This window comes from Pseudomonas sp. 7SR1 (assembly GCF_900156465.1).
In the GTDB taxonomy this organism is placed as follows: domain Bacteria; phylum Pseudomonadota; class Gammaproteobacteria; order Pseudomonadales; family Pseudomonadaceae; genus Aquipseudomonas.
Window position 1 is genome coordinate 1,717,609 of sequence record NZ_LT707064.1, and the last position, 13,790, is coordinate 1,731,398.

Sequence of the window (13,790 nt, forward strand, 5' to 3'; positions counted from 1 at the left end):
TCATCAGGCGGGAACGTCGAACAGCAGGGAGTTCTTGATGGTTGCCCAATGAGCGGCCTCGGCGTCGCCCAGCTTCTGTGCTTTCACATAGCTCAGGGCAAGCATTTTGCGGGTGCCGGGCAGCACCAGCGCCAACTGGTACTGGAAGACCTTTTCGTTGCCCTTGTTGAACTGGCTGCGCAGCTCGATGCCTTCGACTTCCTGATTGGCCCCCAGGCGCACGCTGGCACCTGGTTGGCAGCGCAGGTCCTGCACCTGTTTTTCCAGGCGCTTGAGCTGGTCGTCGAGGTTGCTTTGCAGGGTTTCGCCCTCGGCCAGCAGGCTGCGGCTGACGATCAGGGAAGTGCCCAGCTCGGGAAACTTGAGAATATTGATCGAGGCGTCCAGCAATTCGCTGGGCGGCAACTGGAACTGGAACTCATTGATGCGGTAGCTCATGGCGCGAAAAACTCGAGATTAGCCCTTGGGGAATGCAGCACTGATGTTGGCATCGATGCTCGCCTTGACGCCCTGGCCATCCGGCGTGGCACCAGGGCCGCCGCCGTTGTTCAGGTGCAGCACGCCGCCGGTGTTGAATTCGGCGTCGCCACTGGCATAGAAACTGATCTGCACGCCGGTCAGGTTGATCTGGCCGCTGGCGTTGAGCTCCAGGATGCTTTCACCGCATACCAGGCGCAGGTTCTCGCCCACTTCAATGACGTAGCTCTGGCTGATGCTGTCGGTCTTGCGCAGGCCGACGGACAAGATGTCCTCCTGCTTGACGATGCGCAGCCGGTTGTTGCCGATGGTCACCGTCTCGTCGTGGCCGATGCTCTTGTTGCGGTCGTGGCCCACTGAATGGCTTTCGTCCACCTCGACCACGATGTCCTGGTTGCGCTCGGCATGGATGTACAGCTGCTCGGCGCCCTTCTTGTCCTCCATGCGGATTTCATTGAAGTTCGCTGGCGTGCCGCCCTTGCTCGAACGGCTTTTCATGCCGCTCTGGGTAGCGTTCGCGGGCAGTTCGTAGGGCACGGTCTGTTCGGCGTTGTAGACGCGACCGGTGATGATCGGCCGGTCGGGGTCGCCTTCGAGGAAGCTGACGATCACTTCCTGGCCGATGCGCGGGATCTGCATCGAGCCCCAGTTCTTCCCGGCCCAGGATTGCGAGACGCGAATCCAGCACGAACTGTTTTCGTTGGATTGATCGTGACGGTCCCAGTAGAAGTGCACCTTCACCCGGCCGAACTGATCGGTCCAGATCTCTTCGCCCTTGGGGCCGACCACCAGGGCCGTCTGCGGTCCCTTGACGATGGGCCGGTGGGTAATGGGCAGCGGCCGATAGCTTTGCTGGGCCGCGATACAGGTCAGGCTGCTTTCGAACTGTGCCGAAGGCGCGCCACCACCGGTCTCCCCGCTTTCCTGGGAAATGTAATAGCGGGCGCCGACGATCAGGTATTCGCGGTTCTGGTCCTGGCGGGTAAAGCCGGTGAGGCTGAACAGGTGACCCGAACCCAGGCCACGGGCGTTGCCGGCCAGCTCGACCTGCTCGTGCAGGGTCTGCAAGGCTTCGATGCGGGTACGGGCATAGTGTTCGCCGTCTTCGCTCTGCACGTAGGTGCCGGGGTAATCGTACAGCGGATAGTCACCGGCGGCATGGGGGCGAGGCATGGCCGAGCGCACGTCGATGCGGGCGCTGGGGCGCTGGAAATCGTAGTCGTTGAGCTCCAGGGAGCCGGGCTGGACTTCCTGGGCCAGGTGCCAGTCGTGGATGTGGTCGCGCTCGCGCTGCTGCTCGTTCTTGGGGTAGTAGGGCACCGAGCCGTAGCCGGGTACCGTGGTGTGGGCGCCATAGGCGTCTGCCAGCACCAGCACATGCCGGCCCTGTTCATGGCGGAAGAAGTAATAGATCCCTTCCTGCTCCATCAGGCGGCTGACGAAATCGAAACTGGTCTCGCGATACTGCACGCAGTATTCCCACTCGCGATAAGGCCGGCTCAGGGCGTCCTCGAAGTCCGAGAAACCCAGGTCGCGGAACACCTGCTTGATGATCTGCGGGATGGTCAGGTTCTGGAAGATCCGGCAATCGGAGGTCCGGGTCAGCAACCACAGCCAGGGCCGCAGCGTGGCCTGGTAACTGGCGAACTGGCCCTGGTCGACGTTCTGGCTGAAGCGGGCCACGATGCCGTGGAAATGCCGCTCGCCACCGCCGTCCAGCTGCATGCTCACGCACATGGGCTTGCCGAGCACCTGGTTGAGGTCGATGGCGTTGTCCAGCGAGTGCAACTGCAACTCATAGTTGAACAGCCGCCCCAGTTCTTCACCGCCGCCCATGTCCTTGAGCAGCAGCACCTCCGGCCCGAGGGGACTGGTGATTTTGGCCAGGCGTGAGGCTTGGTTCAATAACATCGGTTATCTCATCGTTGTAATGGCTGCGCCGCCGATTCCCTGAAGGAGCCGGATTCACTGTGGGAGCGAGCCTGATCGCGATGGCGGTGTGTCAGTCAACATCGAGGTCGAATGTTATGCCGCTATCGCGAGCAAGCTCGCTCCCGCAAGGCTCTCTTGCACAGGGCTATCGGTGTACCTGTCAGGTCAGGCCGCGTCGCTGAAATCGTATCGCAGTTCGTTATCCTCGGCGCGGATCCGCACCCCGGCCAAGGCCTTGCCTTCGAGCATGCGGGTCAGGAATTCGCGGCTCATGTCCGGCAGCAGGCTGTTGGTCAGGATGGCGTCGATCATGCGTCCGCCGCTTTCGGTTTCGGTGCAACGGGAGACGATCAGGTCGATCACCGCGTCGTCGTAGTCGAACGCCACCTTATGGGTGTTTTCCACGCGCTTCTTGATGCGGTCCAGTTGCAGGCGGGTAATGGCCTTGAGCATCTCGTCGCTGAGGGGATAGTACGGAATCGTCACCAGGCGCCCCAGCAACGCCGGCGGGAAGATTTCCAGCAGAGGCTGGCGCAGGGCCTTGGCGATTTCCTCAGGCTCCGGCACGTCCTGCGGGTTCTTGCAGACATCCGCGATCAGCTCGGTGCCGGCGTTGGTCGTGAGCAGGATCAGGGTGTTCTTGAAGTCGATCACCCGGCCTTCGCCGTCTTCCATCACACCCTTGTCGAACACCTGGAAGAAAATCTCATGCACGTCCGGGTGAGCCTTTTCCACCTCGTCCAGCAGCACCACGCTGTAGGGCTTGCGCCGCACGGCTTCGGTCAGTACACCGCCTTCACCGTAGCCGACGTAGCCCGGTGGCGCGCCCTTGAGGGTGGACACGGTGTGGGCTTCCTGGAATTCGCTCATGTTGATGGTGATGACGTTCTGCTCGCCACCGTACATGGCCTCGGCCAGGGCCAGGGCGGTCTCGGTCTTGCCCACCCCGGAGGTGCCGGCGAGCATGAATACCCCGATCGGCTTGCTCGGGTTGTCGAGGCCGGCGCGGGAGGTCTGGATGCGCTTGGCGATCATCTGCAGGGCATGGTCCTGGCCGATGATGCGTTTTTTCAGGTGCTGGTCGAGGTTGAGCACGGTTTCCAGTTCGTTGCGGGCCATGCGGCCCACCGGGATACCGGTCCAGTCGGCGACCACCGAGGCCACGGCCTGGTAATCCACGGTCGGCAGGATCAGCGGGGTCTCGCCTTGCAGGGCGGTCAGGCGCTGTTGCAGGTCCACCAGTTTCTCGCGCAAATCGTGGCTGGCTTCGCTGCCGTCCTCGCTGTCCACTACGCCGACGCGCTCGCGAAGGGTGGCGCGGGTGGCGAGCAGTTCGTCCACCAGGGTTTTCTCTTCGGCCCAGCGGCTTTCCAGTTCGGCCAGGCGTTCGCGCTCGGCGCTCAGCAGGCTTTCGGTCTGGGTCTGACGGGTGCCGATGACCACGCCGATGGCATGCTCGCGAGCGATGATCTGCAGCTCGGTTTCCAGCGCTTCGATGCGCCGGCGGCTATCGTCCACTTCCGCCGGCACGGCGTGCAGGCTGATGGCGACGCGGGCGCAGGCGGTGTCCAGCAGGCTCACGGATTTGTCCGGCAACTGGCGCGCGGGAATGTAGCGGTGGGACAGCTTGACCGAGGCTTCCAGGGCTTCGTCGAGGATCTGCACCTGGTGGTGTTTTTCCATGGTCGAGGCCACGCCACGCATCATCAGCAGGGCCTTGTCTTCCGACGGCTCGGCCACTTGCACCACTTGGAAGCGACGGGTCAGGGCCGGGTCTTTTTCGATGTGCTTCTTGTACTCGGCCCAAGTGGTAGCGGCCACGGTGCGCAGGGTGCCACGGGCCAGGGCCGGCTTGAGCAGGTTGGCCGCGTCACCGGTGCCGGCGGCGCCACCGGCCCCCACCAGAGTGTGGGCTTCGTCGATGAACAGGATGATCGGCTTGGGGGACGCCTGGACGTCTTCGATGACCTGGCGCAAGCGCTGTTCGAACTCGCCCTTCATGCTCGCGCCTGCTTGCAGCAGGCCGACGTCGAGGCTGCGCAGCTCCACGTCCTTGAGGGACGGCGGTACGTCACCGGCGACAATGCGCAAGGCGAAGCCTTCCACCACGGCGGTCTTGCCCACGCCGGCTTCACCGGTGAGGATCGGGTTGTTCTGCCGACGTCGCATGAGGATGTCCACCAGCTGGCGGATCTCCTCGTCGCGCCCGACGATAGGGTCGAGCTTGCCGCTGCGGGCCTGTTCGGTGAGGTCGACGGTAAAACGCTTGAGGGCTTCCTGCTTGCCCATGGCGCTGGGGGCCATGGCGCCGCTGGCTTCGCCGGGCACGCTGCCGGCGTTGAAACCGTCGCTGGCGGTCAGGGCGTTTTCCGGTGAGTCGCCGATGTATTCGTCAAAACGCTCGCTCAAGGTTTCGACCTTGACCTTGTCGAATTCCGACGACAGCCCCAGCAGCGCATGGCGCAGGCTCGGGGTCTTGAGGATGCCGATCACCAGGTAGCCGGTGCGCACCTGGCTTTCGCCGAACATCAGGCTGCCGTAGACCCAGCCGCGTTCCACGGCTTCTTCCACATGGGAGGACAGGTCGGTGATGGAGGTCGAGCCTCGGGGCAGCCGGTCGAGGGCGTCGGTCAGGTCGCGGGCCAGGCGCGCCGGTTCGATGTTGAACTGGCGGATGATGCGATGCAGGTCCGAGTCCTGCAGCTGCAGCAACTGATGAAACCAGTGGGCGAGTTCCACGTAGGGGTTACCGCGCAACTTGCAGAACACGGTGGCGGCTTCGATGGCTTTGTAGGCCACGCTGTTGAGTTTGCCGAACAACGCGGCGCGACTGATTTCACCCATGCTCATGGCTCCTTGAGGTCTGTGAGGTGTCGGCCTGTTCGGCGTAATGCCGGGCCAGTATTAGATCGTTGGCATCGGTCTGCGGCCGTCCCAGCCAGGTATTGAAGCCCAGGCGGAAACGGCCGTTGAGTTGAAGCGGCGGGACTTCGGGCTGTTCAAGGACCAGGTTCAAATCCCAGTCCAGCTCATGACCCAGGTATTCGGCGACCCAGGCCACCAATTCGTTGAACGGTTGTCCGCCGGGCAGCATGCCCATGTAGTCGACGAGCTTGAGCGGCCCCAGGCGGATGCGGAATTTGTGCTGGCGATCCCACACATGGCGACCCAGGCAGAAGTCCACGCCCAATTGATGGGCGCTGACGCCCACGCGGCTGCGCTCCGGCAATTCCAGCCATTGGCCGACGTATTCTTCGATCTCCACCGGCAGGCCGAAGTACTCGCCGAGGATGGCCTTCAAACCGTCCGGGTAACGGGTCTGCGCCGCCAGGTGACCGCTGTAGTGCAGCTTCGCCGTATCGGGAATCAGCCCTTGTTCGAGCAGGCTTGGCATGCCCCGGCCGCTGAGGGCGGCCAGGCGCGCCGACCAGTAGTCATCGTCCGGGCGGTCGTGGCTGACGGTCGGCCGCGCCTCGGCCCAGGCCCGGTAGAACAGGCTGAGCAGGCGATGGTGAAACACGTCCAGGAAACGTTTGCTGGTGCTGTCGGCGTTGTTGCGCTGGCGTTCGCGCACGTATTCGGTGATGTGCAGCGGCATCGGGCCGTTGGGGCCACCGAGACCGAAGAAGAACTGCTCCAGGCGCGCCGGTGCCCCGTCGACACCGGGTTGCACCGAGGCCAGGGTCGCGGGCGCGAAGGTGCACTCGGCCTGTTGCCCCAGGCGCAGCGGGTCGTCGGCCAGGCGCAGGGAATGGCCCAGGCGCGGCAGGTCGGGGGATTCGCATTCGATACGCCGCAAGGCCTGGAAGAAGTCGTATTCCCAGGGCTCCTGGTGCATCGCATCCAGGGTACTCACAGGGTCGGACGTCGTCCGGGCTTGGCTTTCCATCGCATGATCTCGCCGCGTTCGGTGGTACGGATCACCGTCTCGGTAAAACTGTTGATCGACACGTAGCGTGCCAGGAAGCGCTCGAACACGGCGCCGAGCAGGAATACCCCGGTGCCGCGAAACGCGTTTTCATCGAATTCCAGCGTGATTTCCAGGCCTCGACCGAAGACGATCGGGCCGGGCATCGGCAGGCGTCGGGTGCAAGCCTTGCTGCTGACTTCCCGCAGGCCTTCGATCTGCAATTGCAACGCCGCATCGTTGCTGTCGCCGTACAGGCGCAGCAGTTCGCGCAGGGCGGCAGCGCCCTGGCCTTGCTCGCTGAGGGACAGGTAGTTCAACGACAACTGGCTGATCAGGCGCCAGGCCTTGGCGTCGTGGGCGTGGCTGGCGCGCGGGCGGCTCGGGCCGGCCACGCTGCGCACCGCGCCTACCGGCGCGCTGTCGGCGAGGGTGAAATCGGTCTTGCCATTGCCTACGCTCATGAACAGCGGCAGGTCGCGGTTGGTGCACAACGCGGTCACGCCCAGTTGGCGCAGGTCGTGGCGATAGGGCGCCTGATGGCTGTCCACCAGGCTGACGAAGGTTTCGCTGCCGACGTAGGTCGAGCGTGGGCCGTTGCGCCGCTGGTCGCTGGACAGCACCCGCGGCTCGCGGCGCACGGTGTAGTAGGCCTGGTCGCGGCCATAGCGGGACGGGTCGCGCACGGCATAGAACGGCAGGAACGGCTGCTCCGGCCCGGTTCCATGGCCGGCGAGGGACGTCAGTGAATGCACTTCGAAATCCATCGGCCGGGTACGGTCGGCGATGACGTGGTGTTCATTGACCCGTTCCGACAGGTGGATGCGATCCAGGCGCTTGGGAAACAGGTTGATCGCCGGGGTGCAGAACGGCAGGAACTGTGCGGCGCCGACGCTGCCTTCCAGGCTCGGGTCGTGACGGTCGAACAGCACGATCAATTCCAGTTCCTGGCCGTCGCAGCGTTTGACCGCCCGGCCCAGCTGGGTGAAGTCGACGAACAGGAACCGCTGGGGCAGGGCGAAGTATTCCTGCAACAGGCGATAGCCCTGGAAGGCACGGGCAACCACCGGCAGCGCGGCATCCCTGTCATCGAAGCCGCGGGACTGCAGGGCGTCCTGGGGCAGGCGCTCGACCCAGTTGCCGCCGGGCTGGCGGGCGAATACCGCGCAGGCATTGCCCAGCAATTGTTCGTAGAGGCGGAACGGTTGCTCATCGGCGCCGCTGAGGTACAGCGGCAGGTTGTCCAGGGCCAGGCTGTTGAACGGCAGTTCGGCGCCGGTGCGCAGGGTCAGGCGCAGGCCGGCCTTGGCCTTCGGCTCGCTGGCGGCCAGGCGCCCGAGCACGGTGGAGGGGTTGCCGAAATAGTCGGCCTGGCTGACCTGCAGCGGCCACAACGTCACCGCGTGTGCGGTGCGGTACTCGCAGCAGGTCTGGGTTTCGCGTCCCAGGGCCGCCCGCAGGACACTGTCCCGGGGCAGCTCGAAGCCGCTGCTCAATGAGCCCTCGTCCGGATCGGCCTGCATCTGCACCACGGTCATCGACGGCGTGGGTGCCAGGTAATGCGGGTAGGCGATTTCCAGCAGGTTATGGGTGAACGTCGGGTATTCGGCATCGAGCTTGAGCTGCACCCGCGCGGTCAGGTAGGCGAAGCCTTCCAGCAATCGCTCGACGTAAGGGTCGGCGCAGTCCATGCCGGACAACGTCAGCCGACTGGCGATCTTCGGGTATTCCTTGGCGAACTCCGCAGCGCTTTCGCGCACGTGGTGCAGTTCCTGGTTGTACAGCTCCAGCAGGCGCGGGTTCATGAGCGTCTCCGCTGGTCGGCGTTGACCACGCGTACGTGGCCGGTCTCAAGGTCTAGGTCGGTCTGCAGCATCAGGCGCAGCGGCACAGGCTGCGCCCACAGGTCACCTTCGATCTCGAAACTCAAGGCGTTGTGGTTCATCTCCGCCGTCGCCCGGGCCCGCACACGCAGGGTGTGGCGCAGGATCCGCGGCTCGAAGGTGGCGATGGCCTGGTGAATCAAGGTTTCCAGGGCCGCGACATCGACATTCGATGCGCTGTTGCCGGCCAGGGCCGGCAGACCGAAATTCACCACCGATGTTCCAGCCGGCGTATGCAGCGTGGCATCGGCGTCGAGCAGGGAGGTGGTGTTGAGCAGCCACGCCAGGTCTCGCAGCACCGAGGCTTTCAGCTGGGTGAGCGACAGCACGCGCTTATCGGCGCTTTCCTTGGGATTGGTCGGGTCGTCGTCGGTCAACCGATCCAGCAGGGACGGTTGCAGGCGATCGCGGGTGGCGATTTCGGTTACCACGTAAAGGGCGCCACGTACATTTTCTGGTCCCAGTGACCCGGCCCGCAGGAGGCGAACTGGCTCACTTGCGAGACTTCCATCGTTCCCTTGATCTGGCGCACCGCCTGGAGTTTGGTCAGACAATCGCGGCTGGGGGCTGGCATATGCTCGCTGCGTTCAACGGAGAAGATCGGAACTTGATTGAACATCTCCACGCGCAACTGCTTATCGGAACCCAGGCTGAACTGGCAAGGCCATTCCATATCGAGTGTCAGGCGGCTCTGGTCAGGTTTGACAAGTGTGCAGCGACCTTGATCATTGACCAGACTTATCGGCTGTCCGACGAAAACCGCCTGGGTCGGCGCAGCAACAGCGGCTGTGTCCTGCCCGGCGCATGCACTCAGGCTGACGAAGCTTGCCGTCAGCGCCGAAAGGAACATTGGGCTGCGCATCAGGTAAGCTCCCAGAACCAGACGGCCTTGGACCTCGAGAACAAGTCTCCACTCTTGGTCAGGCCACGGTTCCACAGGTCAATGTGGTCGCCGGTAGGTCGACCGGCCGTATCGCTGCTTTGCTGGTAGCAATCCTTGAAGAAAATGATGCCGGTCTTGCCCATCAGCGTTGTACGGTCAGCCACGCTATTGGTGTAGATCTTGGGTGGGCCGAGCTGGCTTTTTTTCCATAACCAGTTCGCTAATGACTCCGCGCCACGGGCGTGCCCATGCGCGCATCGAGGGTCGAGGGTATAAGTCGAGGAGTTGACGGGTAACGTCCGTTCGCCACACAAGGCGATACTCATGCGAATGGCGCACTGATTGATCCAAGGGCCGTCGCAGGCCGGCGTCGCCGACGGGTAGGGCGGATAGCTGTTCCACAAATTGATAAACGAAGGCTTGGCCATGACTCAGATACCGCGCTGTAGAGGATTGGATTCGAGCAAGCACCAAACACCCCCGGCGCGTGGCACCGGGGGTGTGTTTGACTACACCTTGACGTTCTGACGGATGTTCCAGCCGAACTTGACCGGACCGCCTTCCTTGGTGCCGTCGGCTTTCTGCGGCTGGTAGTCCACCAGCACCTTGGCGAAGTTCAGGGTAACGTTTTCGGTCAGGCGATCATCGCTGCCCGAGCCGCCGGTACTCAGGGAGGTGATCAGCACTTCTTCCAGGTTGATGATCATGTACTCGACCTGGCTTTCGCCGCCGGCCTTGCGCACGGTCAGCTTGACCTTGTCGATGTGCTTGCCGCTGGCGCAGTGCATCATCAGGTTCGGCGAAGCCTTGTCGACGAACTTGGTCAGCGACAGGTCCTGGACGTTGACCTTGCCCGCGCCGCCGCCGCTGCCCACGTGCATGTTGCCGGACTGGGACATGCCCCAGCTCCAGTTCAGGACGTCGATCTCGTCCTTGTGGGCCTTGTCCATGGACTCGCCCTTGATGTCGCCGATCTTGATGAAAATATCAACAGCCATGTTTTCTCCCTGTGTGGCTTCTAACCACATTGTTTGGTTGACGCTGACCTTGCGAAATTACGGGTGCTGAACGGGGGGAAGACGATCTCCAGCCTGCTGGAGATCCTCTGTGGGAGCGAGCAAGCTCGCTCCCACAGGGTTACCGGCCACCCGTTTCAGTAAATCTTTACGCGCCCTTGGCCGACGGCAGTTTCGATACCAGGCGCAGCGACACGGTCAGCCCTTCGAGCTGGTAGTGCGGGCGCAGGTAGAACTTGGAGTTGTAGTACCCCGGGTTGCCCTCGACTTCTTCGACGATCACTTCGGCCGCCGCCAGTGGGTGCTGGGCCTTGGTGGTCTCGGTGGAGTGCGCCGGATCGCCATCGACGTAATTGAGGATCCAGTCCTGCAGCCAGCGCTGCATTTCGTCCTTCTCTTTGAAGGAGCCGATCTTGTCGCGCACGATGCACTTGAGGTAGTGAGCGAAACGGCAGGTGGCGAACAGGTACGGTAGGCGCGCGGCCAGGTTGGCGTTGGCAGTGGCGTCCGGGTCGTCGTATTCGGCCGGCTTCTGCAGCGACTGGGCGCCGATGAACGCGGCGAAGTCGGTGTTTTTCTTGTGCAGCAGCGGCATGAAACCGTTCTTCGCCAGCTCCGCTTCACGGCGGTCCGAAATGGCGATTTCGGTCGGGCACTTCATGTCCACGCCACCGTCGTCGGTGGGGAAGGTGTGGGCCGGCAGGTTTTCCACTTCACCGCCAGACTCCACGCCACGGATGCGCGAGCACCAGCCGAAGTGCTTGAACGAACGGTTGATGTTCACCGCCATCGCGTAGGCAGCGTTGGCCCAGGTGTACTTGGAGCTGTCGGCACCGTCGGTGTTTTCTTCAAAGGCGAAGGCCTCCACCGGATCGGTCTTGGCGCCGTACGGCAGGCGCGCCAGGAAGCGCGGCATGGTCAGGCCGATGTAGCGCGAGTCTTCCGATTCACGCAGCGAGCGCCAGCCGGCATATTCCGGGGTGGTGAAGATCTTGGTCAGGTCACGCGGGTTCGACAGTTCCTGCCACGAGCCCATGCCCATCACCGTTGGCGATGCGGCGGAAATGAACGGTGCGTGCATGGCCGCGCAGACTTTGGACAGCTCGCCCAGCAACTCGACATCCGGTGGCGACTGGTCGAAGTAGTAGTCGCCCACCAGGCAGCCGTAAGGCTCGCCGCCGAACTGGCCGTATTCTTCTTCGTACATCTTCTTGAAGATCGGGCTCTGGTCCCACGCCGTGCCCTTGAATTTCTTCAGGGTCTTGTGCAGGTCGGTCTTGGAAATGTTGAGCACGCGGATCTTGAGCTGCTCATCGGTCTCGGTGTTGTTGACCAGGTAGTGCAGGCCACGCCAGGCGCTTTCCAGCTGCTGGAAGTCCGGGTGGTGGATGATCTGGTTGACCTGGGCGGTGAGCTTGGCGTCGATGGCGGCGATGATCGATTCGATCGACTTGATGGCGTCGTTGGACACCAGGTCAGTCTGCGCCAGGGCCTGCTCGGCCAGGGTGCGCACGGCGGTCTCGACCGCTTCGCGGGCGCGCTCGGTCTTGGGTTTGAATTCCTGCAGCAGCAGAGACGCGAACTCGCTGGTTTCTTGGGTCGCACCCAGGTTCTGGGCGCCTTCGCGGGCTGTATTGTCGGTCATGATCATTGATCCTGTGCTGGCTTCGGCGCGCTCGCCAGGGCCTGCAACAGCGCTGGGTCCTTGATCGCCTTCATGATGATTTCTTCGGCACCGGTCTTGCCGTCCATGTAGGTCAACAGGTTGGCCAGTTGGGTGCGCGCTTCGAGCAACTTGTTCAGCGAGTCGACCTTGCGGGCCACGGCTGCGGGGCTGAAGTCGTCCATGCTTTCGAACGTCAGGTCCAGGCTCAGGTTGCCTTCGCCGGTCAGTTCGTTGGGCACATGGAACGCCACGCGAGGTTGCATGGCCTTGAGGCGCGAGTCGAAATTGTCGACGTCGATCTCGAGGAACTTGCGATCGGCCACGGGTGCCAGAGGCTCGGCAGGCTTGCCGGCGAGGTCGGCCATAACCCCCATGACGAAGGGCAACTGGACCTTCTTCTCGGCGCCGTAGAGCTCGACGTCGTACTCGATCTGCACTCGAGGCGCGCGGTTGCGCGCGATGAATTTCTGAGAACTTTGCTTCGCCACGTTGCTGCTCCTGGTCGCTTGAGCGACGGTGTTGGCGTCATCCGGTGGGGCCGGTGACGTGACTGCGTGATCCGCTCGCTTTTATTCGCTGTCTGGGCCGCGCAGGTTTTCAAATTGACTCATGCCGTCGGGAATCAGGTTACGCACGATGGTCGCGAAGTCGGCGTTGACCAGAAGCTTGGCCCGGTTCAACAGCACCGGCAGGGGGCTGGAGGGCTCATGACGGGTGTAGTAAGCGAGAATCCGGTCGAGGCTGCGCTGCACATCGTCGCGGTTGTTGATTTCAGCGCTGCCAGCGTTCGTACCGGTGCTGCGCGGCGCGCTCGGCGCATAGGCATGTTCGGTGGATGCATCGCTGTCGTCGCCGCTGGCCTCGGGTTGCTCGCTGTCGCCGTTCTGCGCGGCGGGCTGGCCGAGAATCTGCAGGGCCATCTTCAGAGGTTGCTTGAGTGGACCGAGGTCTACGCCCTGGGCGGAACCGACCTGATCGCTGACCTGCTGCTCGATGGCTTCGGCGGCGCTGCGGGCCTCCAGCAGAGCGGCGCGGATGGTTTCCAGCTGCTCGGGGTCGCTGTCGCGCAAGGCACCGGCAAGTTGCTCGGCGCCGAGGGTTTCGTCGGGAAAGCTTTGCAAGCCGCTGGCGTTGGCGGCAGCGCGCAGGCTGACGGACCCGAAGGTGCGCGAACGGGTCAGGATGCTTTCGCGCAACAGGCGGATAGTGGCATCGGACGTCAGGCCGGCGAGGGCGTTGATGCGCACCGTGGGGTCATTGTCGTCGTCGGCGTCCAGGCGCGGGTGCAGGTCGGCCCAGTATTGCTTGAGCAACTCGCTGATCAGCGTCAGGGCGCGAGCGAGCCCGGGAATGCCTTCGAGGGCCAGGGAGCTCTGCAACAGGTAATGGGTGATGCGCAGGTCTTTGCTGCGTTGCAGCAGGTCCAGGCTCTGCTGCCGGACGCTGCGCCACTCGGGAGGTTCTGCGGGGAGGATCGAATCGCCCATGCTGCGCTCGGGCTGACCGCGGGAGTCACGTTCCAGGCGCAAGAAATCCGGGTCATATTCCAGGTCGTCGCCGCACGGCGAGGTCGCGGAAACGGCGGCGAGCAACAAAGGCACATCCACTTGGATCGATCTCCCTATCACCCGATGAATGAAGTCGGGCAGTGCATACGCAAGTTCCAGACGGAACCTCGCATGAAACTTTGCATATTCCTTGAGGGTAATGGCCGTTTAGATGCTTAATGATCTTAAAGTGCCATCACGCTTAATCAAGAAGTTGTGCATTTTTGGTGTAGTACTTATCGCTTGTCAAGGTAAGCTATTTCCAGTCTGTTACAGTTGTGAGGCGCTTAACAACCCGCGCGACTGGCAGGTCGAGGAGGGTACGCAGACAGGTTTTTTGTCATGCAGGCCGGTTAATATCAGCCATCATGCTGGCAAAAAGCCGTTTCACGGCAGTTTGCAGGGGTTTTTCAAGCGAGTCGCCGAGGTGCGTATGCCTCGATACGCTCGCATGCGAAGACGAGTAAAGAAGTGTTCAG

12 protein-coding genes are annotated in these 13,790 nt (G+C 62.9%); all 12 read right to left on the minus strand.

Features of this window, described 5'->3' with window-relative positions; translation table 11 throughout:
* Positions 1-3: 3 nt before the first annotated feature.
* Positions 4-438, minus strand: a complete 435-nt coding sequence (locus BW992_RS07715) for a DcrB-related protein (protein WP_072430979.1) — start codon at positions 436-438, stop codon at positions 4-6.
* A gap of 18 nt (positions 439-456) precedes the next feature.
* Positions 457-2,388, minus strand: a complete 1,932-nt coding sequence (locus BW992_RS07720) for a type VI secretion system Vgr family protein (RefSeq protein WP_072390850.1) — start codon at positions 2,386-2,388, stop codon at positions 457-459.
* 186 nt (positions 2,389-2,574) lie between these two features.
* The gene (gene tssH, locus BW992_RS07725; protein WP_072390847.1) at positions 2,575-5,253 is read right to left on the minus strand and encodes a type VI secretion system ATPase TssH; all 2,679 of its coding nucleotides are present in this window, start codon (positions 5,251-5,253) and stop codon (positions 2,575-2,577) included.
* Positions 5,246-6,298: a type VI secretion system baseplate subunit TssG gene (gene tssG, locus BW992_RS07730; protein WP_076405934.1), complete on the minus strand. Its 1,053-nt coding sequence runs from the start codon at positions 6,296-6,298 to the stop codon at positions 5,246-5,248. Before tssG ends, tssH begins: the two co-directional genes overlap by 8 nt.
* Positions 6,262-8,121 (minus strand): type VI secretion system baseplate subunit TssF, encoded by a 1,860-nt coding sequence (gene tssF / locus BW992_RS07735; protein ID WP_072430977.1) that lies wholly within the window; start codon positions 8,119-8,121, stop codon positions 6,262-6,264. Before tssF ends, tssG begins: the two co-directional genes overlap by 37 nt.
* On the minus strand, positions 8,118-8,630 hold the full coding sequence (gene tssE, locus BW992_RS07740; protein ID WP_072390839.1) for a type VI secretion system baseplate subunit TssE: 513 nt from the start codon (positions 8,628-8,630) through the stop codon (positions 8,118-8,120). Before tssE ends, tssF begins: the two co-directional genes overlap by 4 nt.
* A complete protein-coding gene (locus BW992_RS07745) occupies positions 8,624-9,061 on the minus strand; it encodes a hypothetical protein (RefSeq protein WP_072390836.1) in 438 nt (145 codons plus the stop codon). Before BW992_RS07745 ends, tssE begins: the two co-directional genes overlap by 7 nt.
* Complete coding sequence (locus BW992_RS07750; RefSeq protein WP_072390833.1) at positions 9,061-9,510, minus strand: type VI secretion system amidase effector protein Tae4; 450 nt, start codon at positions 9,508-9,510, stop codon at positions 9,061-9,063. Before BW992_RS07750 ends, BW992_RS07745 begins: the two co-directional genes overlap by 1 nt.
* A gap of 81 nt (positions 9,511-9,591) precedes the next feature.
* Entirely contained in the window at positions 9,592-10,080 is a 489-nt protein-coding gene (locus tag BW992_RS07755; protein ID WP_072390829.1) for an Hcp family type VI secretion system effector, read from the minus strand.
* Positions 10,081-10,246: 166 nt separating this feature from the next.
* The gene (gene tssC / locus BW992_RS07760) at positions 10,247-11,743 is read right to left on the minus strand and encodes a type VI secretion system contractile sheath large subunit (RefSeq protein WP_072390825.1); all 1,497 of its coding nucleotides are present in this window, start codon (positions 11,741-11,743) and stop codon (positions 10,247-10,249) included.
* A gap of 2 nt (positions 11,744-11,745) precedes the next feature.
* Positions 11,746-12,252 (minus strand): type VI secretion system contractile sheath small subunit, encoded by a 507-nt coding sequence (gene tssB / locus BW992_RS07765; RefSeq protein ID WP_003177230.1) that lies wholly within the window; start codon positions 12,250-12,252, stop codon positions 11,746-11,748.
* Positions 12,253-12,333: 81 nt separating this feature from the next.
* Positions 12,334-13,371, minus strand: a complete 1,038-nt coding sequence (gene tssA, locus BW992_RS07770; RefSeq protein ID WP_072390822.1) for a type VI secretion system protein TssA — start codon at positions 13,369-13,371, stop codon at positions 12,334-12,336.
* Between the last annotated feature and the right edge of the window lie 419 nt (positions 13,372-13,790).

Coding starts and splice junctions, on each gene's coding strand:
- BW992_RS07715 (WP_072430979.1), bottom strand. CDS start 438: ATGAGCTACCGCATCAATGAGTTCCAGTTCCAGTTGCCGCCCAGCGAA.
- BW992_RS07720 (WP_072390850.1), bottom strand. CDS start 2,388: ATGTTATTGAACCAAGCCTCACGCCTGGCCAAAATCACCAGTCCCCTC.
- tssH (WP_072390847.1), bottom strand. CDS start 5,253: ATGGGTGAAATCAGTCGCGCCGCGTTGTTCGGCAAACTCAACAGCGTG.
- tssG (WP_076405934.1), bottom strand. CDS start 6,298: ATGGAAAGCCAAGCCCGGACGACGTCCGACCCTGTGAGTACCCTGGAT.
- tssF (WP_072430977.1), bottom strand. CDS start 8,121: ATGAACCCGCGCCTGCTGGAGCTGTACAACCAGGAACTGCACCACGTG.
- BW992_RS07745 (WP_072390836.1), bottom strand. CDS start 9,061: ATGCGCAGCCCAATGTTCCTTTCGGCGCTGACGGCAAGCTTCGTCAGC.
- BW992_RS07750 (WP_072390833.1), bottom strand. CDS start 9,510: ATGGCCAAGCCTTCGTTTATCAATTTGTGGAACAGCTATCCGCCCTAC.
- BW992_RS07755 (WP_072390829.1), bottom strand. CDS start 10,080: ATGGCTGTTGATATTTTCATCAAGATCGGCGACATCAAGGGCGAGTCC.
- tssC (WP_072390825.1), bottom strand. CDS start 11,743: ATGACCGACAATACAGCCCGCGAAGGCGCCCAGAACCTGGGTGCGACC.